24 protein-coding genes are annotated in these 23,236 nt (G+C 64.2%); 17 read left to right on the top strand and 7 right to left on the bottom strand.

Features of this window, described 5'->3' with window-relative positions:
* The first annotated feature begins 49 nt into the window (after positions 1-49).
* Together G5S35_RS36385 and G5S35_RS36380 are read left to right on the top strand one after the other, a co-directional pair.
* The gene (locus G5S35_RS36385) at positions 50-1,432 is read left to right on the top strand and encodes a glutamine synthetase family protein (RefSeq protein WP_237181846.1); all 1,383 of its coding nucleotides are present in this window, start codon (positions 50-52) and stop codon (positions 1,430-1,432) included.
* A 176-nt stretch (positions 1,433-1,608) separates the two neighbouring features.
* Positions 1,609-1,887, top strand: a complete 279-nt coding sequence (locus G5S35_RS36380) for an HU family DNA-binding protein (protein ID WP_027818693.1) — start codon at positions 1,609-1,611, stop codon at positions 1,885-1,887.
* Positions 1,888-2,153: 266 nt separating this feature from the next.
* On the opposite strand, the gene G5S35_RS36375 is transcribed toward G5S35_RS36380, so the two are convergent.
* Entirely contained in the window at positions 2,154-3,674 is a 1,521-nt protein-coding gene (locus G5S35_RS36375) for a sensor domain-containing diguanylate cyclase (RefSeq protein ID WP_373681703.1), read from the bottom strand.
* A 101-nt stretch (positions 3,675-3,775) separates the two neighbouring features.
* A complete protein-coding gene (locus G5S35_RS36370; protein WP_065059188.1) occupies positions 3,776-4,081 on the bottom strand; it encodes an NIPSNAP family protein in 306 nt (101 codons plus the stop codon).
* A 199-nt stretch (positions 4,082-4,280) separates the two neighbouring features.
* On the opposite strand from G5S35_RS36370, the gene G5S35_RS36365 reads away from it, so the two are divergent.
* Positions 4,281-4,787: a universal stress protein gene (locus tag G5S35_RS36365; protein ID WP_183040245.1), complete on the top strand. Its 507-nt coding sequence runs from the start codon at positions 4,281-4,283 to the stop codon at positions 4,785-4,787.
* On the opposite strand, the gene G5S35_RS36360 is transcribed toward G5S35_RS36365, so the two are convergent.
* On the bottom strand, positions 4,784-5,215 hold the full coding sequence (locus tag G5S35_RS36360) for a rhodanese-like domain-containing protein (RefSeq protein WP_183040244.1): 432 nt from the start codon (positions 5,213-5,215) through the stop codon (positions 4,784-4,786). The two genes, G5S35_RS36365 and G5S35_RS36360, sit on opposite strands and share 4 nt — an antisense overlap.
* A 99-nt stretch (positions 5,216-5,314) precedes the next feature.
* Between G5S35_RS36360 and ftrA the strand changes: the two genes are divergently transcribed.
* Positions 5,315-6,316: a transcriptional regulator FtrA gene (ftrA, locus tag G5S35_RS36355; protein WP_065059191.1), complete on the top strand. Its 1,002-nt coding sequence runs from the start codon at positions 5,315-5,317 to the stop codon at positions 6,314-6,316.
* 382 nt (positions 6,317-6,698) lie between these two features.
* On the top strand, positions 6,699-8,087 hold the full coding sequence (locus G5S35_RS36350) for an MFS transporter (RefSeq protein WP_183040243.1): 1,389 nt from the start codon (positions 6,699-6,701) through the stop codon (positions 8,085-8,087).
* 72 nt (positions 8,088-8,159) lie between these two features.
* Here the strand turns inward: G5S35_RS36350 and G5S35_RS36345 are convergent, their stop codons facing one another.
* Both G5S35_RS36345 and G5S35_RS36340 read right to left on the bottom strand, forming a co-directional pair.
* Positions 8,160-8,540: a DUF427 domain-containing protein gene (locus tag G5S35_RS36345; RefSeq protein ID WP_065059193.1), complete on the bottom strand. Its 381-nt coding sequence runs from the start codon at positions 8,538-8,540 to the stop codon at positions 8,160-8,162.
* Between the two features lie 176 nt (positions 8,541-8,716).
* A complete protein-coding gene (locus tag G5S35_RS36340; RefSeq protein WP_183040242.1) occupies positions 8,717-9,553 on the bottom strand; it encodes a MetQ/NlpA family lipoprotein in 837 nt (278 codons plus the stop codon).
* A gap of 281 nt (positions 9,554-9,834) precedes the next feature.
* Here G5S35_RS36340 and G5S35_RS36335 point away from each other — a divergent pair, with 281 nt between their 5' ends.
* The 4 genes from G5S35_RS36335 to G5S35_RS36320 all read left to right on the top strand — a co-directional run bounded on the left by G5S35_RS36335 (position 9,835) and on the right by G5S35_RS36320 (position 14,660).
* Entirely contained in the window at positions 9,835-11,397 is a 1,563-nt protein-coding gene (locus G5S35_RS36335; RefSeq protein WP_183040241.1) for an MFS transporter, read from the top strand.
* 162 nt (positions 11,398-11,559) lie between these two features.
* Positions 11,560-12,936, top strand: coding sequence for an LLM class flavin-dependent oxidoreductase (locus G5S35_RS36330; protein WP_065059196.1), 1,377 nt, complete (start codon positions 11,560-11,562; stop codon positions 12,934-12,936).
* 131 nt (positions 12,937-13,067) lie between these two features.
* Positions 13,068-13,331, top strand: a complete 264-nt coding sequence (locus tag G5S35_RS36325; protein ID WP_183040240.1) for a helix-turn-helix domain-containing protein — start codon at positions 13,068-13,070, stop codon at positions 13,329-13,331.
* A gap of 3 nt (positions 13,332-13,334) precedes the next feature.
* Positions 13,335-14,660 carry a type II toxin-antitoxin system HipA family toxin gene (locus G5S35_RS36320; protein WP_065059198.1) on the top strand — a complete coding sequence of 442 codons (1,326 nt, stop codon included), beginning with the start codon at positions 13,335-13,337 and terminating at the stop codon, positions 14,658-14,660.
* Between the two features lie 28 nt (positions 14,661-14,688).
* Here G5S35_RS36320 and G5S35_RS36315 read toward each other — a convergent pair whose 3' ends face one another.
* Positions 14,689-15,606 (bottom strand): LysR family transcriptional regulator, encoded by a 918-nt coding sequence (locus G5S35_RS36315; protein ID WP_074986823.1) that lies wholly within the window; start codon positions 15,604-15,606, stop codon positions 14,689-14,691.
* A 197-nt stretch (positions 15,607-15,803) separates the two neighbouring features.
* On the opposite strand from G5S35_RS36315, the gene G5S35_RS36310 reads away from it, so the two are divergent.
* The 7 genes from G5S35_RS36310 to benD all read left to right on the top strand — a co-directional run bounded on the left by G5S35_RS36310 (position 15,804) and on the right by benD (position 22,165).
* Positions 15,804-16,940, top strand: a complete 1,137-nt coding sequence (locus tag G5S35_RS36310; protein ID WP_183040694.1) for a muconate/chloromuconate family cycloisomerase — start codon at positions 15,804-15,806, stop codon at positions 16,938-16,940.
* 49 nt (positions 16,941-16,989) lie between these two features.
* Positions 16,990-17,280: a muconolactone Delta-isomerase gene (gene catC, locus G5S35_RS36305; RefSeq protein ID WP_065059201.1), complete on the top strand. Its 291-nt coding sequence runs from the start codon at positions 16,990-16,992 to the stop codon at positions 17,278-17,280.
* A gap of 119 nt (positions 17,281-17,399) precedes the next feature.
* The gene (catA, locus tag G5S35_RS36300; protein WP_183040239.1) at positions 17,400-18,335 is read left to right on the top strand and encodes a catechol 1,2-dioxygenase; all 936 of its coding nucleotides are present in this window, start codon (positions 17,400-17,402) and stop codon (positions 18,333-18,335) included.
* 117 nt (positions 18,336-18,452) lie between these two features.
* A complete protein-coding gene (locus G5S35_RS36295; protein WP_065059203.1) occupies positions 18,453-19,811 on the top strand; it encodes an SRPBCC family protein in 1,359 nt (452 codons plus the stop codon).
* Positions 19,808-20,296, top strand: a complete 489-nt coding sequence (gene benB, locus G5S35_RS36290) for a benzoate 1,2-dioxygenase small subunit (protein ID WP_110328939.1) — start codon at positions 19,808-19,810, stop codon at positions 20,294-20,296. Before G5S35_RS36295 ends, benB begins: the two co-directional genes overlap by 4 nt.
* A gap of 40 nt (positions 20,297-20,336) precedes the next feature.
* Positions 20,337-21,380: a benzoate 1,2-dioxygenase electron transfer component BenC gene (benC, locus tag G5S35_RS36285; protein ID WP_183040238.1), complete on the top strand. Its 1,044-nt coding sequence runs from the start codon at positions 20,337-20,339 to the stop codon at positions 21,378-21,380.
* Positions 21,377-22,165, top strand: coding sequence for a benzoate diol dehydrogenase BenD (gene benD / locus G5S35_RS36280; RefSeq protein WP_183040237.1), 789 nt, complete (start codon positions 21,377-21,379; stop codon positions 22,163-22,165). The genes benC and benD overlap by 4 nt, the downstream gene beginning before the upstream one ends.
* Positions 22,166-22,178: 13 nt before the next feature.
* Here the strand turns inward: benD and G5S35_RS36275 are convergent, their stop codons facing one another.
* Complete coding sequence (locus tag G5S35_RS36275) at positions 22,179-22,598, bottom strand: hypothetical protein (protein WP_183040236.1); 420 nt, start codon at positions 22,596-22,598, stop codon at positions 22,179-22,181.
* A 169-nt stretch (positions 22,599-22,767) separates the two neighbouring features.
* On the opposite strand from G5S35_RS36275, the gene G5S35_RS36270 reads away from it, so the two are divergent.
* Positions 22,768-23,214, top strand: a complete 447-nt coding sequence (locus tag G5S35_RS36270; RefSeq protein ID WP_234775255.1) for a MarR family winged helix-turn-helix transcriptional regulator — start codon at positions 22,768-22,770, stop codon at positions 23,212-23,214.
* Positions 23,215-23,236 lie beyond the last annotated feature (22 nt).

Here is a 23,236-nt window from a genome sequence, read left to right as displayed (position 1 = left end):
AACCCGAAAAACATTGTCATTCTCGCGACACGAACAAGAGGAAATCGAAGTGACTGTCCATGAAACTGCGCATGAAACTGCGCATGAACCCGCCAACGCTGCCGATCTGCTGCGCGAAGTCCGCGCGTTTCGCGCCGCGCATCCCGACGTGCGTTACGTCGATCTGATCTGCCTCGATCTTCCCGGGCATTTCTACGGCAAACGCTATCCGATCGACATGCTCGAAAAGGTCGCCGCGGGCGCGCTGCTCAAACTGCCGCAAAACTGCATCCTGTTAGGCACGCAGGGCGGCGTGTATCCGATCGGCGACTATTGTTTTCGCGACGGCGATCCCGACGCGCCGCGCCGTCTCGTGCCCGGCACACTCAAGCGTGTACGTTGGGAATCGCGGCCGCTCGCGCAGATGCTCATCACCTCGGACGGCACGGCGGCGCCCATCGGCTTCGAGCCGCGCGAAGTGCTCGCGCGCGTGCTCGAACGTTTCCGGCGGCGCGGACTCAGGCCGGTCGTCGCATTCGAGCTGGAGTTCTATCTGTTCGATGCGAAGCTCAGCGAGGGCCTGCCGCGTCACGCGCGCGATCCGCTCGGCGGCGACGAGGACGATCAACCGAACATGCATATCGAGCGCCTGTCGCGTTTCGCGCCGGTGCTGCACGAGATGGTCGACGCGGCGCGCGAGCAGGGCGTGGACGCGACGGTCATCACGGCGGAGCTCGGGCCGGGCCAGTTCGAGATCAACTTCGGCCATTGCGACGACGCCTTGCGTGCCGCCGACTGGTCGGCGCTCTTTTGCCGCAGCACGCGCGGCGTGGCCATGCAGCACGGTTATCGCGCGAGCTTCATGTCGAAGCCGTGGCTCGATGCGCCAGGCAGCGGCATGCACGTGCACGTGAGTCTCTACGACTCCGCCGGCCGCAACGCACTCGCGGCGAACGGCCGGCGCGGGCTGCGTCACGCGGTGGCCGGCTGCCTCGCGCTGCTGCCGAATTGCATGCCGGTTTTTGCGCCGAACCATAACGCGTTTCGCCGTTACGGCGCGATGGTCAACGCGGCGAGCCGGGCGAGCTGGGGCTTCGAGGATCGCGATGCGTGTATCCGCATTCCGGAGTCGGACGAGGCGAATCTGCGTATCGAACACCGTCTCGCGGGCGCCGACGCGAACCCTTATCTGGTGCTCGCCGCCATTCTCGCGGGCATCGAATACGGCCTCGATGCGCAGCACGAACCCATTGCGCCGCTCAACGAAAACCGTGCGAGCGGCGTCGATTTTCCGGGCGACATGCTCTCGGCGGTGGCCGCGATGCGCTCGCATGCGGGCGTGCGGGAAGGGCTCGGCGAGGACTTCACGATGGTTTTTTGTGAAAATAAACGGCAAGACCATCTCGATTTCATGAACGCCATCCACGCACGCGAATATCGGTGGTTTTTGTGAAAATACGCGAAATAGTCATGAATTAGGCGGGAAAATCGCTCTGCACGATTCGTTCCAGCTCGCGGCAGGATGGTGTAAGCCCCGTGTGCCGGAGGTTTCGATATGCAACGCGATTTGCCTGTTTCGCCCTTGTGCGGTAGGGTATGCAGGTTTTCTCAACTCAACACAGGAAGCAGATGAACAAACAGGAACTCATTGACGCAGTCGCCGCAAGCACGGGCGAGACCAAGGCAGCCACGGGAGCCGCAATCGACGCGATCCTCGAAGTGGTCACCAAGGCGGTCACGTCGGGCGATTCCGTGCAGCTCGTCGGCTTCGGTTCGTTCTCGACCGGCCAACGTGCCGCTCGCGTCGGCCGTAACCCGGCCACGGGCGCGGAAATCCAGATCGCTGCGGCGAAGACGGTGAAGTTCACGGCTGGCAAGGCCTTCAAGGACGCCGTCAACGCGTCGTGATGTCGTCTGCCGCCGGCTGACCGCCGCTGATTGGCTCGCTGATTAGTCCGGTTAGCCGCGTCGTCGAACCAGGCGGGGGCGGGCGGCCACAGGTCGTCTGCCTCCGCCGCGTGGCACGCCTTCGGGCGGCAACGCATCTCAAGCCGGGAGCAGGGCGCGTCGCGCCTTGCTCCCGGTGTGCATTTCTGGCGCGGCTTTTTTCACGCCGCGCTGTTTTACGCTACGGTTTTTTACGCGGCGTTCTTTACGCGCCATTACGCGTGCAGTTATGCCTCGTTCTTGCCCGCCGAGGCGCGCACGCTCTCGTTCACCGCGCCGTTTCGGTGCAGTTCGTAGCGCTGGCGTTTGGCTTCGTACATCGCGGCGTCGGCTTCGCGCAGCATGCCCTCCACGCTTTCACCTTCCCCACAGCTCGCCCAGCCGAGCGAAAAACTCAGACGCGGCCCGCCGTAGAACTGGTTATTCAGCTCGACGAGTTTCGTAATGCTGTCGGCGACGATTTCCGCATCGCGCGCGTCGGCGCCCGGCATCAGCACGGCGAATTCGTCGCCGCCGATCCGCGCCGCGTGATACGGCTTCTGGATCGCCTTCGCAAGCACTTCGCCCGCGCGGCGCAGCAGCGCGTCGCCGGCCGCGTGGCCGAGTTGGTCGTTGACGGTCTTCAGATTGTCCATGTCGACCACGATCGCGCTGACCGGGAACGGCCCCTTGCGTTGCAGCCGGTTCAATTCATCGACATAGAACGAGCGGTTCTTGAGCTTCGTGAGCACGTCGTGCTTGCCGAGGAATTCGAGGTAGGCCTCGGCTTTCTTGCGCGCGGTGATGTCGGTGAGCGCGAGCAGCACGAGATCCCACTTTTCCTCGTGGCCGGGAAACACCGAGAACTGCAGATGCACGTTCAGCTCGCTGCCGTCGAGCGCGTAATTCACGACTTCGCGCTGCTGAAACAGGCGGCCTTCCCAGAGATCGAGCAACTGCTCGCGAAAATGCGGACGCATTTCGTCGCGGAACACGTCGGGCAGGCGCGCGAGCAGCGTGGCCTTGTCGGGCGCGCGATACATGCCGAGCGTGTAGTGATTCACGTCGAGCACCTGAATCTCGCTCATGCACCGCTCGACGAACTCGGGATGCACGTCGGTGAACGTGCGGAAATCGACGATGCCCTGCATGCGCGCTTCTTCCAGCAATTCGCGGATCGCCGAGAAATTTTCAACCCACAGCGAAACCGGCGCGTGCTCGAAAATGCCCTGCGCGTAGAGCTGGCTCGCGGCCGCGCGCTGACGCGCATCTTCCAGCGCGGAGACATCTTCGATCGCCACCAGCACGCGGCTCCAGTCGGCCTCATGGCCGGGCAGGATCACGCCGTTCAGCAGAATGTCCATGCGCCGGCCGCCGAGCGTGTAGTTCACGCTCTTGCTCTGGAAGCGCGGCTCGCCGGCCCACATCTGTTCGAGTTCGCCGACGTGGGCCTGAAACATGTCGTCGCGCAGCACGTCGGCGAGGCGCGCGGTGAGTTCCTCGTGGCTGCTCGCGCCATAAAGCTCGAGCGTGTGCCGATTCACCTTGAGCACGCGGATGCACGCCGAGCATTCGGCGACGCGGCGCGGATCTTCCTCGAGAAAGGCGCGAATATCGACGACACCCGCCGCCCGCCAGCGCTCGAACAGCGCACGCAACTGGCTATAGTCTTCGAGCCACAACGAGGTGGGCGTGACGTCGAAGAAGTCGAGCAGGTCGACGCCCATATTGGCAAAGCTGGCGGCGGTGGCCGGAGTGCCTTGTTGCATAGCGGTGCGGTGTGGTGGCGAGGTTGGGAGCGCGCCCGGTCCCGCGCGCGGCGGCTGGGTGCGAGGGTCGTTGTGTTGCGAGGCGCGCGATATCCGGCATCCTACCCGAATACGGGCCGCATGAAACTGCGTTCATAACTCACGATGCAACGGTTTTCGTGGGCATAGGCGAAGGCCGCCTGGCAGTCGGGATCGGTCGCCGAACGCTCGCGGTAGGTTTCGTAAGCCGCGAGACTCGGGAAGGAAAACAGCGCGAGCGCGATGTTGTTCGCACCTTCGGACGGCAGAAAGTAGCCGTGATGCTGGCCGCCGAAGCGCTCGACGAGCGGAATCCACATTCTGGCGTAAGTCTCGAATTCGGCCAGGCGGTAAGGGTCGATGACGTAACGCAGGGTGCAGGTGATCACGGCGGCGGTCCTTGTGCGAATGCGGAGGGCTCACCGTGAAAGCTATCGGCGCGCGCCTCGTGTGACGGATGCGCACGATTGTAGCGATCCGGAACGCGCGCCGGATATCTGTTTGATACCTGTCAACGCACGCTTCTCCTCGGCCTCTAAAGTCAAAAAGTGTAAAGACAACGGCCGCGACACGAGAGGAGGGTACGCGATGTATGAAAGGATTCTGGTCGCCTACGACGGCAGCGCGATGTCGCGCGCCGCGCTCACCCATGCGATCCGGCTCGCCGATATCTGCGGGGCGGAACTGCGCGTGGTGCACGTGCTCGACGCCGTGTCGCCGTTCGGGATGGGCGCGGGCTATGTGCCCGCCGATCTGCTGGACGCCATGCGCGGCGACGCGCGGCGCTTGCTGAGGGAAGCCTACGAACAGGCGCGGGTGGCGGGCGTGGCCTGCGAGACGGAGCTGATCCAGCTCGCGAACCTGAACGACGACATTGCGGGCGGCGTCGCGCGCGAGGCCGCGGCTTGCGGCGCGCGGCTCGTCGTCATCGGCACGCATGGACGGCGGGGTATGCGTCGTGCATTGCTCGGCAGCGTGGCCGAGCGTGTCGCGCGTCAGGCGCCGTGTCCGGTGCTATTGGTGCGCGCCGACGATGCCGGCGCCGCCGCGCAAACCGGCGGCGGCGCCGAGGAATCGACGGAAGCCGGCGGCTAGGATCGCTCGAGGTCGAAGCCTTCGTCGAGCCAACCGGTGATGCCGCCGATCATCAGCTTCACCGGGCGGCCGAGCCGCGCGAGCCGGATGGCGCCGCGCGTCGCGCCGTTGCAGTGCGGCCCCGCGCAATACGTCACGAACAGCGTGTCGAGCGCATACGCTTCGAGCTTCGACGCGACGATCTTGCCGTGCCGCAGGTTGATCGCGCCCGGCACGTGACCCTGCGCGTAGAGCGCGGGGCTGCGTACGTCGAGCAGCACGAAATCGGGTTGGCGGCTGCGATCGGCGAGCGCCGCATGCACGTCCCAGCAATCGGTTTCGAACGCCAGCGAGGCGCTGAAATGCGTCAGCGCGTCCGCGCTCGCGGCGGCGGGAATGTCGCTGACGAGAGAGGAAGGCTGCGAAGAAAGCTGCGTCTGAACGGTCATGGTTGCGCTCCGTATTCGAGTGTCGATGCGAGGCATTGTCGCGTGCGCTGCGACTTCGCCGACAGTGGCGCGATCGTCATTTTCCGGTAACATCGCGCCATGTCTCGCACCGCTCCTCATCTCGTCGTCGCGCTGGCTTACGACCGTCTCTGCACCTTTGAATTTGGCTGCGTGACGGAGCTGTTCGCGCTCGAACGGCCCGAACTCGACGTCGCGTGGTATCGCTTCGCCGTGTGCGCGGCCGAGCGCGGGCCGCTGCGCGCGGCGGGCGGCGTGACCGTGTCGGCGCCTTATACGCTGGCCATGCTCGATCGCGCGCAGACCATCGTGATTCCGGGCTGGCGCGATGCCGACGAGCGTCCGCCCGAGGCGCTGCTGCGCAAGCTGCGCGCCGCCCATGCGCGCGGCGCGCGTTTGTGTTCGATCTGCTCGGGCGTGTTCGTGCTGGCGGCGGCGGGCGTGCTCGACGGCAAGCGCGTCACCACGCACTGGCGTTATGCGGAGGCGTTGCAGCAGCGCTATCCGCAACTTCAGGTGGAAGCCGATGCGCTCTATATCGACGAAGGGCAGGTGCTGACGTCGGCCGGATCGGCGGCGGGCATCGACATGTTGCTGCATCTCGTGCGCCGCGATCATGGCGGCGAAGTGGCCAATCGCGTGGCGCAGCGGCTCGTCGTGCCGCCGCATCGCGAAGGCGGGCAGGCGCAGTTCGTTCCGCGTCCGATGCCGCGCGATGAAAGCAGTCCGCTTGCGCGGCTGATGGATTGGGTGCGCGCGAATCCGCGCCTCGAACATAGCGTCGCGTCGCTGGCCGCGCGCGCGGCGATGAGCCCGCGCACGCTGCAACGGCAATTTCTCGACGCCACCGGCATGGGCCCGTACGAATGGGTCGTGCGCGAGCGGGTGAGCGTCGCGCGCGATCTGCTGGAGGCGCGCCCGACATTGAGCATGGAGCGCGTCGCGGAACTCGCGGGGTTCGGCTCGGAAGAGTCGTTGCGACGGCATTTCCGGCGCATCGCGCTCACCACTCCGGCGGCATATCGCGAGCAATTTGCGCGTGGCGCGCGCCGCACGGGGTTGTCGCGTCGTCAGGCTCGCTAATCGGTATTTTCCGGCGATCTGGCCGTGGCGCGCGTAGGCGCAGGCTGCCCGAATCGTCCTTCTCTTTTGCCCGGTCGGGCTGTCCCTCCGCCTCACGCAGACACGTCCTTGCGCGCCGGCGCCTGCATCGCCCGCCCGTGGCGTTTCGCTACGCATGCCGGCCGACACACCGCATTCATCCGATAAATAATGTTTGTATTTGGCGAATTGATTTGCTATTGACAAATAAAATGCGCCACTCCTATGATGGCCGCACAGTCGCCACACCGGGCCGCGCACGTTAAGCGCGGTCAGTGCGGTTGCTGTGTGCGTACGGCGCGTCAGACGCCGGCTACCGAAGACCCGCCGCGCGGGATTCGCCACAATGTCTGGAGACAGGCCCATGCCTCAATCGATCATCTCGGACCGCGTGTCCGAGCGTCCGCTCGCGCCAGCCGCCCATGCTTCGGGCGCCGGGAGCGTTAGCGACGACCTGCTGTTCCGCAAGGTCGCGTGGCGCGTCATTCCGTTTCTGTTCGTCTGCTATGTCGTGTCGTTTCTCGATCGCATCAACATCGGCTTTGCGCAGTTGCAGATGAAGCACGATCTCGCTTTCAGCGACGCCATGTACGGACTCGGCGCGGCGATCTTCTACATCGGCTATGTGCTGTGCGAAGTGCCGAGCAACATGCTGCTCGCCCGTTTCGGCGCGCGCCGCACGTTCATGCGCATCATGCTGCTGTGGGGGATCGCGTCGACCTGCATGATGTTCGTGCACACGCCTACGCATTTCTACGCGCTGCGTTTCTTGCTCGGCGTGTTCGAAGCCGGCTTTTTTCCGGGCATCGTGCTTTACCTGACCTACTGGTTCCCGCCGCGGCGGCGCGCAGCGGTGTTCTCGATCTTCTTCGCGGGCGTGGCGGTGGCAGGCGTGCTGGGCGGCCTCGTGTCGGGCTGGATCATGCGCGACATGGGCGGCGTCATGGGACTCGAAGGCTGGCGCTGGATGTTCGCGATCGAAGGACTGCCCGCCGTGCTGCTCGGTCTGATGGCGGCGTTCTGGCTCGTCGACGGCCCCGAACAGGCGCGCTGGCTCAGCGACGTTGAAAAGGCTCAACTGCTTGCGCAGCGCGATGGCGAGGGCGAGGGCGAGGGCGAGGGCGCATCGTCGGCACATTCCGCACATTCAGCGCACGCTTCGCGTTCGTTCGGGGCGGCGCTGCGCAATCCGCGCGTCTACCTGTTCGCGTTCATCTATTTTTCGCTGACCTGCGCGTCGCTCACGCTGAACTTCTGGATGCCGCTGATGATCCGCGATTTCGGCGTGCACGACGTGCTCGCGATCAGTCTCTACACGGTGATTCCGAACGCGGTCGGCGCGGTGGGCCTGATGCTGATCGCGCGTCGCTCGGACCGGCGCGGCGAGCGGCGCTGGCACTTCGCGGCGTGCACGGTGGGCGGCGGCGTCGCGCTTTCGCTGCTCACGCTGCATCTGGCGAGCTTCGCGGCGATGATGGCGATTCTCTCGATGGCCGCCGTGCTGATTTTCGCTGCGCTGCCGATCTTCTGGGCCGTGCCGCCTGCGTATCTCTCCGGCAAGGCCGCGGCGGCGGGCATCGCGCTGATCAGCAGTATCGGTATTACGAGCGGCATCTTGAGTCCGTGGGCCATTGGCCTCATCAAGACGCACACCGGCAGCATGGACAATGCACTCTACATACTGGCCGCGCTGCTCGTGGCGAGCGGCGCGGCGTTGCTGATCGGCGTACCGGCGCCGGACAGGGCGCGTTGAACGGCGCGATCGCCGGCGGATTCGCGTATCGCCGGGTATGAGGAAATCGCGCCCGCGTTTGGCGCGGCGCGCTCAGAGGTCGAGCTGCTTGATCGCGTCCACGCGATCCGGATAAAACGCCAGATGGTTCTGGATCTCCGCGACGGCCGTATGCGGATGCTCGTAGGTCCAGACCGCGTTGGCCGAATGCTCGCCGCCCGGCACGATCGAGTAGTACGCGCAGTCGCCCTTATAGGGGCAGTAGGTGGTGTGGTCGGTGCGCGTGAGCAGCGACATGTCCGCGTCTTCGCGCGGCACGTAGATCACGGGCGGGTAGTTCGCCTCGCGCAGTTCGAGCGCGCGGCGCGTGTCGGCGACAACATGGCCCGCGACCTTCACGACCACGTGCTTCGCCAGCAGCTCGATCGTGATCGGATGGTCCGGGCCGGGAATCTTGACGGATCTGGTTTGCATGACGCGGCTCCTCGCAGTCGGCAGTGGGCATTGGGCGCACGGCCGTGGCGATTGCCGCGTGTGGCGCTCGCTCCAGTGTAGGGCGAAGTCGAAATGGCCGCTTGCGGCACGCCGCACTGCGAGTTCGGGCGGCAGGACGCCGCCCGGTCATGACAAACGGATGACGGCCGTGCGTCTTACTGCTGCGGTGCGCCGTTCCACGCGGGCAGCGTCACGCCGTGATAGACGGCGAGAATCTTCGCCGCCACGTTCGGCTGCTGGTAGCTGGCCACGAGCGTCTTCACCCACGGCGCGTTCGCATCTTTCTCGTTGACGGCGATGAAGTTGCGATACGGGCTGCCATCGACCTTTTCCTGCGCGATGCGTTCTTGCGGAATGCGGATGCCGGCCTTGATCGCCCAGTCGGTATTGACCACGGCGGCGTCGAGGTCGCCAATCGCGCGCCCGACGATGCCCGCATCGAGTTCCTTGATCTTGATTTGCTTCGGATTGCTGGCGATATCGCGCGCCGTCGGCAGCAGGCCGACATCGCTACGCAGCTTGATGAGACCCTGACCCTGCAACAGCAGCAGCGCGCGGCCTTCGTTGCTCGGATCGTTCGGGACGCCGATAGTCGCGCCCTGCGGCAGCGCCGCGACCGACGGATATTTGCGCGAGTAGAGCCCGATCGGCTGCACGTAGGTGAAGCCCACCGGCACGATGGTGTAGTGACGCGCGGCCACCTGCGCATCGAGATAGGGCTTGTGCTGGAACGAATTGGCGTCGAGATCGTGCTCGGACAGCGCTTCGTTGGGCTGGGTGTAGTCGGAGAACGTCGTCACCTTGATGTCGAGGCCGTGCTGGGCGGCGTTCGCGGCCACCACGCGCCAGACGTCTTCGTCCTCGCCGGACATGATGCCCACGCGCAGCGTCTGCGCCGCCTGCACCGTCGAGGCGAGCGGCCCGAACAGACCGGCGACGAGCGTCAGCGAGGCGAGTCCCGCGGCGATCAGGGTTCGTTTGTTCTTGTTCATATGCGTGCGCCCGTGGCGGAGTGAAAGATGGGGCGATGCTAGGGCGCGCGCGGGCCGCGTCCAACCAATTTCGCGCACGTTCGTTATCGCACGCACGCTGATAAGCACATCGCGGCGCGTGCTTACGGGGGATTGAAGGGCCGGGTCAGGGCGCGATGGCGCGTGCTATGGGGCGATCGCGCAATGCACGTCTCGCGCGAAGCATATGCGTATACGTCGTTTTGCCACGGACCGGGCGATGACTACGATGCTTCGATTGTCACTTTGTCCGGATTCCCCTCATGTCGACCGTCGCCGTCCCCGCTCATGCCGACCGTACCGATCGTGCCGATCCAGCCGGTCACGTCGATACATGGAGCGACGCCGCCGCGCCGCACGCGCGCCCCGTCATCCGCTCGGCGCAGGACGTCGCGCGCATCGTCAACGAAGGGGCGCAGACGGGCAGCAAGGCGCGCGTGGTGATCGCCATCGCGCTCGGCGGCGTGTTTCTCGACGCCTACGATCTCACCTCGCTCGCCTATGGCGTGAAGGACATCGCGCGCGAATTCGCGCTTTCGCCGGTTCAGGTCGGTGTGGTTTCCGCCGCGATCACGTTTGGCGCGATTCTGGGCGCGCTGTTCGGCGGCTATCTGACCGACCGCATCGGGCGCTATCGCGTCTTCATGGCCGACATGCTGTTCTTCGTGGTCGCAGCCATCGCGGCCGGGCTCGCGCCCAATGCATGGGTGCTCGGCGGTGCGCGCTTCCTGATGGGCTTCGGCGTGGGGCTCGATCTGCCGGTGGCGATGGCCTTTCTCGCCGAGTTCTCGCGCGTGGCGGGCCGCGGCAACAAGGCGGCGAGCGTGGCCGCCTGGTGCCCCGCGTGGTACGCGGCCACGAGTACCTGCTATCTGCTGATTCTCGCGCTCTACGCGATTCTGCCGGCGCATCACGCGGGCTGGCTCTGGCGTTTGACGCTCGCGTTCGGCGCGGTGCCGGCGCTGCTGATCATCGCGGTGCGCAGCCGCTATATCAGCGAGTCGCCGGTCTGGGCCGCGAATCAGGGCGATCTGGAAGGCGCAGCGCGCATTCTCAAACGTTCGTGGGGCGTCGATGCGGTGGTCGAGCGCGACGATGCCAACCCCGCGCAGCACACGCCGCGCGCCGCCTCGTGGCGCAATTACGGCGTGCTGTTCAACGCCACCTATCGGCGTCGCACGATCCTCGCGGCCACCATCGGCGCGGCCTCGTCGTTCGGCTATAACGCGATCATCTTCGGCTTGCCGGTCATCATCGCGAGCTTTTTCAAACAGGGGCCGCTCACTACTATCGTCGCTTCGCTGCTGCTCAATCTGCTGTTCGCCTTCGTCGGCGGCCTGATCGGCGTGCGCACCGCGCCCACCATCGGGGCGTGGAAGATGACCGTGGCGGGCCACGCGTTGCAGGTGAGCGCGCTGGTCGGACTCGCGCTGATCGGTCATCCGTCGAGCGGTGCGTTCGTCGCGCTCGCGATTCTGCTGCTGGGCGCCTATCTGTTCGGGCAAGGTTTCGGCCCCGGCTCGCATTCGATGACGTATGCGTCGCTCAGCTATCCGACTTCGCTGCGCGGCATCGGCGTGGGGTTCAACCAGACGCTCGTGCGCTCGTCGTCGACCATTTCGCTGTTTCTCTTTCCGGTGCTGGCGGCGGCGCTCGGCACGAAGGTGTTCTGGGTGATCGCGGTCGCACCGCTGACGTCGCTGCTCGTGCTGCTGGCGATTCGCTGGGAGCCGTCGGGCTACGACATCGACGGCGAGGATTACACGCCGCAAGCGGGCGACACCGCGCGACGCGCCGACGATTGCCCCGCCTGCATGCGCGGCTGAGCATAAAAACATCGGCGCCAATCGCGCATAGCCGAAAAGCTCATATGCAATCGCGGATTTTCTAGTAGGGGATTGCGGCACGGGCTGTTCAAATGACCGCTGGACTCGCCCGGCGCGACGCGCGGGCGAGGCGCATTCCGGTCCATTCGAAGCCCTCCTGTCATGCCGAAGACGAAACAGCCGATCCTGCTCAACGCGTTCAACATGAATTGCGTGGGCCATATCAATCACGGTCTGTGGACGCATCCGCGCGACCGCTCGGCCGATTACCGCCAACTCGCGTACTGGACCGATCTCGCGCGCACGCTCGAACGCGGCCTGTTCGACGGGCTGTTTCTCGCCGATATCGTCGGCGTGTACGACGTCTATCAGCGCAATGTCGACGTCACGCTGCGCGAGTCGATTCAACTGCCCGTCAACGATCCCACGCTGCTCGTGCCCGCGATGGCGGCGGCTACGCAGCATCTGGGCTTCGGCGTGACGGTCAATCTCACTTACGAGGCGCCGTATCTGCTCGCGCGGCGCTTTTCCACGCTCGATCATCTGACGCAGGGGCGCATCGGCTGGAATATCGTGACGGGCTATCTGGACAGCGCGGCGCGCGCGATGGGCGTGCGCGAACAGTTGCCGCACGACGAGCGCTACGAACGCGCCGACGAATATCTGGACGTCCTCTATCAACTGTGGGAAGGCAGTTGGGAAGCGGGCGCGGTGTTGCGCGACAAGGCCGGGCGCGTGTATGCCGATCCGGCGAAAGTGCATCGCGTGCAGCACAAGGGGCGTTATTACGACGTGGACGGCTACCATCTCGCGGAGCCGTCGCCGCAGCGCACGCCGGTGCTGTTTCAGGCCGGCAGTTCAGGACGCGGCCAGCGCTTTGCCGCGCGCCACGCGGAATGCGTGTTCATTTCGCCGCCCAATCGCGCGGTCGGTCGCGAAACGGTGCGCGCGCTGCGCGAGCAGCTCGTGCGCGCGGGGCGCCGTCCCGACGACGTGAAGGTGTTCGTCGGCGCGGCGGTGGTGCCGGGCGCGACCGAACGCGAAGCGCGCGAGAAGTACGCGGATTACCGCCAGTACGCAAGCCGCGAGGCCGGTCTCGCGCACTTCGCGGCGAGCACGGGCATCGACTACGCGCAATACGATCTCGACGCGCCGGTCGATTACACGCCCGGCAACGCCATCGAGTCGGCCACGCGCACGGCGCAGCAGCACGGCTGGACGCGCCGTTCGCTGCTGGAGATGTTCGAGCTGGGCGGACGCTATCCGGCCATCGTCGGCAGCGCGTCGCAGGTGGCCGACGAGTTGCAGGCGTGGGTCGAGGAAGCGGGCGTGGACGGCTTCAATCTGAGCCGCACGGTGGTGCCCGAAAGCTACGAGGATTTCGTCGATCTGATCGTGCCCGAGTTGCAGAATCGCGGGCTCTATAAAACCGCTTACGAGCCGGGCTCGCTGCGCCACAAGCTGTTCGGCGCGGGCGATACGCTGCCCGATCGTCACACCGGCGCGGGCTTCCGGCGCAAGGAAACGGAGACGGTGTGAGGCCGGCGGCGGGCGAGTTATCGCGCCCTGAATATTTGTGTCAGTGATATTTCCTGTTTATGCGTGTCAGCGATATTTGTAGTTTATGCCTCACAGGCATATAATCGCTTTATGCTTCACAGGAATATCACATGAAGATTATCGTCAATACGCCGGCGGCGCTCGCCGAAATCCTGCTGTCGGCCAGAAAAGAATACGGCCTGACCCAGGCGCAGGCCGCGAGCGCGCTCGGCATCGGCCAGCCGCGCCTGTCGGCGCTCGAAACCACCGGCACGGCCAGCATCTCGCTGGCCCAGATGCTCACGCTGCTTTCGCTCTACGGACTCGAACTGTGCGTGCAGTCGCGCGACACCAGCGGGGTGCTGGCGGCGCGCGAAGACCGGCTGGAGTGGTAGCGCATGGGCCGCAAATCGCATTCGAGCAGCTTGTCGATCTGGGCGAACGGCGAGCGCGTCGGCACCTGGACGCTCGGCGTGACGGGCGAAGCCGAGTTGCGTTACGACGCCGCCTGGAAGGTCTCGGAAGCCGGGCGGCCGCTGTCGCTCTCGCTGCCGTTCGGCGTCGGCGAGCGGCCGTTGCGCGGTGAGCGCGTCCATCATTACTTCGACAATCTGCTGCCGGACAGCATGCCGATCCGCCGCCGCATTGCCGCGCGCTTTCGCACCGGGTCGATCGACGCGTTCGATCTGCTCAAGGCGATCGGGCGCGACTGCGTGGGCGCGGTGCAACTGCTCGACGAAGACGAAACGCCCGAGCCGCAGGGCCGTATCGACGGCACGCCGCTTGACGAGGCCGACATCGAACGGCTGCTGCTCGAAACGGCGGGCGCGCTGCCCGCAGGCAACGACGATGACGACGAACCGCTGCGCATTTCGCTGGCGGGCGCGCAGGAGAAAACCGCGCTGCTCCATCACGAAGGCCGCTGGCTGCTGCCGCACGGCGCCACGCCCACCACGCACATTCTCAAGCTGCCGCTCGGCCTGATCGGCCATCGCAAGGTCGATTTCAACACCTCGGTGGAGAACGAGTGGCTGTGTCTCGCGCTGCTCGCGGCGTACGGGCTGCCGGTGTCGTCGGCGCGCATTGCCACGTTCGGCGCGCAGAAGGTGCTGGCGGTCGAGCGCTTCGATCGCGCCGTCTCGCGCACGGGCGCGTTGCTGCGCCTGCCGCAGGAGGATTTTTGCCAGGCGCTCGGCGTCGCGCCGCACTTCAAGTACGAAACCGACGGCGGCCCCGGCGTGCGCGAGATCGCCGATCTGCTGCGTCAGTCGCAACAGGCGCGCGCGGATATCGACACGTTTCTCGCCGCGCAGATCGTCTACTGGATGATGGCCGCGCCCGATGGCCACGCGAAGAACTTCAGCCTGCGTCTGCTGCCGGGCGGGCGCTTTCAGCTCGCGCCGCTCTATGACGTGATGTCGATCTGGCCCGTGGCCGGCGACGGCGGCAATCAGTGGTCGTGGCACAAGGCGTCGCTGGCGATGGCGGTGTGGGGCAAGAGCCGGCACTACCGCATGCGCGACGTGAAGCGCGCGCATTTCAATGCCACGGCGCAGCTTTGTCACTATGGTTCGGATGCCGAATCAATTATCGATCGACTGATCGAACGCACGCCCGCCGCGATTGAAACCGTGAGCGCGGCGTTGCCTGCGGGATTTCCGGAGCGCGTCGCCGCAAAACTGTTCGACGGTTTGCGTTTTTCCGCGCAACGGCTCGCGGAATAAACCGCGCGAGCGACTGGCGACGCGCAACTCAGCGCGCCGCCGGCGCCACGTGTTCCATTTTCGCTTCGCCGTAGAGCACGTAGATCAGTTCAAGCATGCGGCGAATATCCGCCGATTCGTCGAGCATGCGCATGCTCATGATGACGGGCGAAACGAGCTGCTTGTCGTCGAGATCCTTGTAGGAGACGTCGTCGCGCTTGAGGCCGTAGACGCTGCTCGGCACGATCGAAATCCCTTCGCCAGCCGCCACGAGGCCCAGCGCGATCTGCAATTCGCGTGCTTCGTAAATCCGCATCGGTTCGAGTCCGCGATCGTGGAAACCCGCGAGCACCTGGTCGGCGTAACTCGGACGCGGATGCTTGGGAAAGATGATGATGGTTTCGTTGAGCAGGTCGTGCAGCGAAAGCTCCGGCTTTGCGTCGATCAGCGGATGCCCGAGCGGCAGCGCCACGATCATGCGCTCCTCGCGCAGCACCACGCGGCGAATGCTCGGATCTTCGAGCCGGATGCGCCCAAACCCCACGTCGATACGACCTTCCTTGAGCGCCTTGATCTGATCCATCGTGGACATTTCCACGAGGCTCAGTTCGACCGCGCCATTCTCCTGGCGAAAGCGCCGGATGATCTTCGGCAGCATGCCGTACAGCGTCGAGCCGACGAAACCCACCGTGAGACCGCGCTCGATCTTGCCGACACGCCGCGTCATCGATTCGAGTTCGTGGGTCTGCGCAAGCAGTTGCACCGCGTGCTGATAGAAAAAGCGACCCGTGTCGGTGAGCTTGAGCGGACGCGCGTCGCGCTCGAACAGCTGCACGCCGAGCAATTCCTCGAGCTGCTGGATCTGCCGCGACAGCGGCGGCTGCGCGATGTGCAGCCGCTGCGCCGCGCGCGTGAAATTGCGCTCTTCGGCCACGGCCACGAAGTAGCGCAGGTGTCTCAGTTCCATAAAGCCCCGCCTGCCGATTCGCCCGCCTACGATACCTCGCGAGCATGAATTTATCCGGTAAATACGGGTTTTCCCCCGTATTTGACCTTATCACTATACCTCAAAGGTATGAAACCGCAGCCCGAAAAGTATTGGACGGTCCCTTTGCGCGGCGCGTATAAATCCAATCCATGAACTCCACTCCTGCCGTTGCCGCCATGAAATCCGCGACGATCGAACGTATCGAAACCTGTCTCGTCGATTTGCCGACGATCCGCCCGCACAAGCTCTCGGTCGCCACCATGCACGGCCAGACGCTGATGCTCGTGAAGGTGTTGTGCAGCGACGGCGTGATTGGCGTGGGCGAGGGCACGACGATCGCGGGCATGGCCTACGGTCCGGAAAGCCCGGAAGCGATGAAGCTCGCGATCGACGCGTACTTCGCGCCCGCCATGATCGGCAAGGACGCCACGCGCATTCAGGAACTGATGGCGCATCTCGGCAAGCTCGTGAAGGTCACGCACTTCGCGAAGAGCGCGCTCGAAACCGCCTTGCTCGACGCGCAGGGCAAGCGCCTTGGCGTGCCCGTGAGCGAACTGCTCGGCGGACGCCGCCGCGATCGTCTGCCGGTGGCGTGGACGCTCGCCTCGGGCGACACGGCCAAAGACATCGCGGAAGCCGAAGCGATGCTCGACGCACGCCGTCATCGCGTCTTCAAGCTGAAGATCGGCGCGAAGGCGGTCAAGACCGATATCGAGCACGTCGCGCAGATCAAGCGCGCGCTCGGCGATCGCGCAGCGGTGCGTGTGGACGTGAATATGGCGTGGAGCGAAACCCAGGCGGCCTGGGCGATTCCGGCGCTTGCCGACGCGGGTTGCGAACTCGTCGAGCAGCCGGTTGCGTCCGCGGCGGCGCTTGGACGCCTGATGCGCCGCTTCCCGGTCGCGCTGATGGCTGACGAAGTCTTGCAAGGTCCCGAAAGCGCCTTCGAGATTGCGAAACAGCACGGCGCGGACGTTTTCGCGATCAAGATCGAACAAAGCGGCGGACTCTTTGCCGCGCAGCGCGTGGCGACGATCGCTGACGCCGCGGGCATCGAACTGTACGGCGGCACCATGCTCGAAGGCGCATTCAGCACCGCGGCCTCGGCGCATCTGTTCGCCAGTTTCGCCAATCTGCAGTGGGGCACCGAATTGTTCGGCCCGCTGCTCATCACCGAGGAAATTCTGACCCAGCCGCTCGATTACAGCGATTTCGAATTGACCGTGCCGACCGGCCCGGGACTCGGCATCGAACTCGACGAGGCGAAGGTCAAGCGATTCACGCGCGACGGACTTACCAAGGTCACGCGCTAGATTGCGCGCTCAATCACGCAATTTCCGCTTCAGATAAAGGAAGTCAACGATGCTTTTCCAGGTACGCATGGACGTGAAGATTCCGTCCGATATGCCCGCCGACGTCGCCAACGAAATCAAGGCGCGCGAAAAGGCCTATTCGCAGGATCTGCAACGCAGCGGCAAGTGGCGCCACATCTGGCGTCTCGTGGGCGAATACGCGAATTTCAGCATTTTCGACGTCGAAAGCAATGCAGAACTGCACGACATTCTGACTGCGCTGCCGCTGTTTCCGTATATGGAGATTTCGGTGACGCCGCTGTGCCGTCATCCGTCGTCGATTCGCGAAAACGATATTTGAATGTGAGTCGGTGAGTCGAAGTTGAAAACCGGTTGGAACCTGAGTAACGCAATCCATTAGAGGGCGTGCACGCCCCTTAAAAATTTCCCCCGCTAAAAGATTCAGTGGAGACAGTGATCATGAACGTGAAAGTGTTCGACACGAAAGAAGTCCAGGACCTGCTCAAGGCCGCCACCAACGCAGAAGGCGCGGGCGGCAACGCGCGTTTCAAGCAGGTGCTCGGCCGCCTGCTCGGCGATCTCTTCAAAGCCATCGACGATCTCGACATCACGCCCGACGAAGTCTGGGCCGGCATCCATTATCTGAACAAGCTCGGCCAGGACGGCGAGGCAGCGCTGCTGGCCGCCGGTCTCGGTCTGGAAAAATATCTCGACATCCGCATGGATGCCGCCGATAAAGCGGCCGGTCTCGACGGCGGCACGCCGCGCACGATCGAAGGCCCGCTGTATGTGGCCGGCGCGCCGGTGCGCGAGGGCGTTTCGAAGATCGACATCAATCCGGATGCAGAGGCCGGCCCGCTCGTCATTCACGGCACCGTGACCGGTCCGGACGGCAAACCGGTGGCGGGCGCCGTGGTCGAATGCTGGCACGCCAATTCGAAGGGTTTTTACTCGCACTTCGACCCGACCGGCGCACAGGACGACTTCAATCTGCGCGGCGCGGTGCGCACCGGCGCGGACGGCAAGTACGAAATCCGCACGCTCATGCCAGTCGGCTACGGTTGCCCGCCGCAAGGCGCGACGCAGCAACTGCTCGACGCCATCGCGCGTCACGGCAACCGTCCGGCGCACGTGCACTTCTTCGTCACCAGCGAAGGCCACCGCAAGCTCACGACGCAATTCAATATCGAAGGCGATCCGCTGATCTGGGACGACTTCGCCTACGCCACGCGCGAGGAACTGATTCCTCACGTCGTCGACAAGACCGGCGGCGCGGCGCTGGGCCTGAAGGCCGATGCCTACAAGGATATTGCGTTCGACTTTTCCCTGACCACGCTGGTGCAGGGCAAGGACAACCAGATCGTCAATCGCCCACGCGCAGCCGCGACGGCGTAATCGCCCGCTAGCGCGACGGTGCAATGCCACCGTCGCCGTTCGGGTTTCCGCGAGAATCAATGCACACCGATGCGCGAAAGCCGTGCAGGAGCTTGCTCGCGCCTACGGAGAGAAAACATGTCCGCCACCATCGACAAAGCCAACGAACTGGAACACCTGTTAGCCACTGCGGTGCAGGACGACAAGCAAGCCGGTGTGTACCGTTGCCGTCGCGATATCTTCACGAATCCCGCGTTGTTCGATCTGGAGATGAAACACATCTTCGAGAGCAACTGGGTGTATCTGGCGCATGAAAGCCAGGTGCCGAACAACAATGATTACTACACCACGTGGATCGGCCGCCAGCCGGTGGTCGTCACGCGCGATAAAACCGGCGAGCTGAACGCCATCATCAATGCCTGCGCGCACAAGGGCGCGATGCTTTGCCGACGCAAGCATGGCAATAAAGGCAGCTTCACGTGCCCGTTTCACGGCTGGACGTTTGCCAATACCGGCAAACTGCTGAAAGTCAAAGATGAAAAGACCACCGAATATCCAGTGCAATTCAACAAGAACGGTTCGCACGACCTGAAGAAAGTCGCGCGATTCCAGAATTATCGCGGCTTTCTGTTCGGCAGTCTCAACGCGGATGTGATGCCGCTCGAAGACTATCTCGGCGAATCGCGCGTGATCATCGACCAGATTGTCGATCAGGCGGCGCACGGTCTCGAAGTGCTGCGCGGCAATTCCTCGTATGTCTACGAAGGCAACTGGAAAATGCAGATGGAAAACGGTTGCGACGGTTATCACGTCAGCACCGTGCACTGGAATTACGCCGCCACCATGGGCCGACGCAAGGAAGACGGCACGCAGGCTGTTGATGCGAACAGCTGGAGCAAATCGGTAGCGGGCGTTTATGGTTTCGATCACGGCCATATTCTGCTGTGGACCAAGACGATGAATCCCGAGGTGCGTCCGGTTTATCGTCAGCGCGACGAAATCACGGCGCGCGTGGGCGAAACGAAAGCCGATTTCATCGTCAATCAAACGCGCAATCTGTGCCTGTATCCGAATGTGTTTTTGATGGATCAGTTCAGCACCCAGATTCGCGTGGTGCGTCCGATCAGCGTCGATAAAACCGAAGTGTCGATTTTCTGTTTCGCACCGAAAGGCGAAAGCGCCGAAGACCGCGCCACGCGCATTCGTCAATACGAAGACTTCTTCAACGTGTCCGGCATGGGCACGGCCGACGATCTGGAGGAGTTTCGCGCGTGCCAGAACGGTTATGCCGGCACGGCCGCGCTCTGGAACGATCTCTCGCGCGGCGCACCGCTGTGGGTCGAAGGCGCCGACGACAACGCGAAAAAGATGGGCTTGAATCCGCTCATTTCCGGCGAGCGCAGTGAAGACGAAGGCTTGTTCGTGGTGCAGCACGAGTACTGGGTGCGCGTGATGCGCGACGCGCTCAAGAAGGAAAGCGAGGAGACGCTGGCATGAGCATCGATTATCAAACGATTTGCGCGGCGCTCTATCGCGAAGCACGGTTACTCGATGACCGCCAGTGGGACGAATGGCTCGCCTGTTACGCGGACGACGTCACCTGGTGGATGCCCGCCTGGGACGACGACGACCAGTTGACCGACGACCACGAAAGCCAGGTCTCGCTGATGTACTACCCGGACAAAGGCGGTCTCGAAGATCGCGTATTCCGGATCAAGACCGAGCGCAGCGGCGCGTCGACACCGGAGCCGCGCACGAGCCACAACGTCACGAACGTGGAAGTGCTGGCCGATCGCGGCGACGCAGTGGACGTGCGCTACAACTTTCACACGCTCAATCATCGCTACAAGGTCACCGATCATTTCTTCGGCACGATGTTCGTCACCTTGCGCCGCTCGGGCGATCAATTACTGATTGCCTATAAGAAGATCGTTTTGAAAAACGACTATATCCGGCAGGTGCTCGACGTTTATCACGTGTGATGTCGGGCGCAACGTATCAGAGGCAGTAGAGGAGGTTCCCATGTCCAGTTTCAAGATCGCACTGAATTTCGAAGACGGCGTTACGCGTTTCATCGACTGCAAGGCCGGAGAAAAAGTGCTCGACGCCGCGTTTCGCGCGAAGATCAATTTGCCGATGGATTGTTCCGATGGCGTGTGCGGCACCTGTAAATGCCGCGCCGAAAGCGGCAGCTACGATCTCGGCGACGACTATATCGAAGACGCGCTCAGCGACGACGAAAAAGACGGCGGTCTCGTGCTGACCTGCCAGATGGTGCCGCAAAGCGATTGCGTGATTGCGATTCCCTCGTCGTCCACCGCTTGCAAGACGGGGCAGAGCCAGTTTGCCGCCACGGTTTCGAAAGTCGAGCAGCACAACGACGCAGCCGTGGTGCTCGAAATGAACATGGACGCCAACGCCCCCGTATTTCTGCCGGGTCAATATGTGAATATCGACGTGCCGGGCAGCGGCCAGCATCGCTCGTATTCGTTTTCCTCGGCGCCGCGCGAATCGACAATCAGTTTTCTGATCAAGAAAATTCCCGGCGGCGTGATGAGCACGTGGCTGGAAACTGCGCAAGCGGGCGATAAATTGAATCTGCACGGACCGCTCGGCAGTTTCTATCTGCGCGACGTGCAGCGCCCGCTGCTGTTTCTCGCGGGCGGCACGGGACTCGCGCCGTTCCTCTCGATGCTCGAAGTGCTGGCGCGCACGCACGCGCAGCAGCAGGTGCATCTGATCTACGGCGTCACGCGCGATCTCGATCTCGTGCAGGTTGAGGCCATCGAGGCGTTCCGCGCGAAACTGCCGAACCTGACTTACGCGACCGTCGTGGCCGAAGCCGAGTCGACGCATCCGCGCAAAGGCTGGGTTACGCAGCATATTCCGGCCGATGCGCTCAATGATGGCGACGTCGACGTGTATCTGTGCGGGCCGCCGCCGATGGTCGACGCCGTGCGCAAGTTTTTCGACGACGAAGGCGTGAAGCCCCACAGCTTCCACTACGAGAAGTTCACGCCGAACGCGAGCGCAGCGACGACGGCTACGACGGCGAAGGCGGCATGATGCAGCAACGATTCGCAGGCAAGGTCGTGGTCGTCACGGGCGCGGCGCAGGGGATCGGCAGCGGCGTGGCGCTGCGCGCCGCGGCGGAAGGCGGCAAGGTGGTGTTCGTCGATCGCGCGGATTTCGTCGCCGAGGTGGCGGCGCAGGCGCAGGTCGCGCAGCCCGGCGCACAAACCGCCGGTTTCGTCGCCGATCTGGAAACTTATGAGGGCGCGCACGCGGCGATGGCGTTCGCCGCGCAACGGTTCGGCGGCATCGATATTCTGATCAACGGCGTGGGCGGTGCGATCCGCATGCGTCCGTTCGCGGAATTCGAGCCCGCGCAGATCGACGCGGAAATCCGCCGCTCGCTGATGCCCACGCTCTATACGTGTCACGCCGCGCTGCCGCATCTGCTCGCGCGCGGCGGCGGCACGATCGTGAACGTCTCTTCGAACGCGACGCGCGGCATTCGGCGCGTGCCGTATTCGGCGGCCAAGGGCGGCGTCAATGCGCTCACGCAATCGCTGGCGATGGAATACGCGCCGTACAACATCCGCGTGGTCGCCAGCGCGCCGGGCGGCACCAGTGCGCCGCCGCGCCGCGTGCCGCGCAACGCGGCGGGCGACACCGAGCAGGAAAAGACGTGGATGAACGAGGCCGTCCAGCAAGTGACGGATTCGACCTTCTTCAAGCGCTACGGCACGCTCGACGAACAGATCGCGCCGATTCTGTTTCTCGCCTCCGACGAAGCCAGCTATATCACCGGCGCGGTGCTCGCGGTGGCGGGCGGCGACAACGGTTGATTGCGGTTGATCGTTACAGCTTCGGGCACGACAGCACGTTCAGCGGCGGCGTATCGACGCCCGGTTTGCCGTCGTTCGCGGGCGAGCCTTGCGGCGGCGTGGAGATCAGGCGCACGCCGTTCGGCGCGGCGTTCGCGAGCGCGTATGGCTCGGCGCTCGCGGCCGGTTGCCAATACGCGTGATAGAGCGCACCTTCGTGAAAGAGCCGCAGTTTGCCGTGCGCGGTCTGGCCGCCGCTGCTGAAATCGACCGGTTCGCCGTCGCGCAGCACGAAGTGCGCGTCAGGGCCGCTCGGGCCTGAAAGCTTGCCGCATGGCGCGGCGGTATCGGAAGAGTCGGCGGCGAAAGCGGGCTCCACGACCAACCCAAGGCCCAACCCAATCGCACTCGCGCAACAGCACGCGCTCAGCGTCAGCTTCAAAGCCTTCTTCATGGTGACCTCGCAGCGAAACACGTCATTCATCGGATCAGTGCGAGCAGCAAGCCGCATGCCGCGCCTTCATCCGGCACTCAAATTCCCGCGTCAGAATAGTTGAAATTTTCAACTATTTGACTATACTCCGATGCGTCGCCGGTTCGCCGGCCAGGCTGCGGGAGCGCGCGTGTCATCCGGTCAGTATTCCGATTTCCTGACGTTCAGGCTCGACCTCACGAGCGCGTTGCTCAGCGAGCGCGCCAATGCCGTGTATCGCGAGCGCTGGGGCCTCGACGTGCGTGCGCTGCGCGTGCTGCGCATCGTCTGCGCGGAGCCGGGCGTCACGCCCAAAGCCGTCTCGCAGCGCGCGCTGATCGAAAAGACCTTGCTGTCGAAAACGCTCGCCGAACTGGAGTCGCGTGGGCTGATCGGCCGCGATACCCACGCCGACGACCGCCGCAGCGTCGCGCTGCACGCCACGCCGGAAGGGCAGAAGGTCGCGAAAGCGTCGGCGAAGGCCGGGGCCGCGCTCGAAGCCGAACTCGCCGTCGCGTTGACCGATGCCGAGCGCAAGACGCTCGACCGTCTGCTCGGCAAGCTCTCGGACAGTCTGCTCGACGGGGCATCCGCCTGAATCTCGCGCGCATTCCAACCCG

Origin of the sequence: Paraburkholderia tropica, from assembly GCF_014171495.1 — a bacterium.
Taxonomy (GTDB): domain Bacteria; phylum Pseudomonadota; class Gammaproteobacteria; order Burkholderiales; family Burkholderiaceae; genus Paraburkholderia; species Paraburkholderia tropica.
This window is presented reverse-complemented; position numbering and strand designations above follow the sequence as displayed.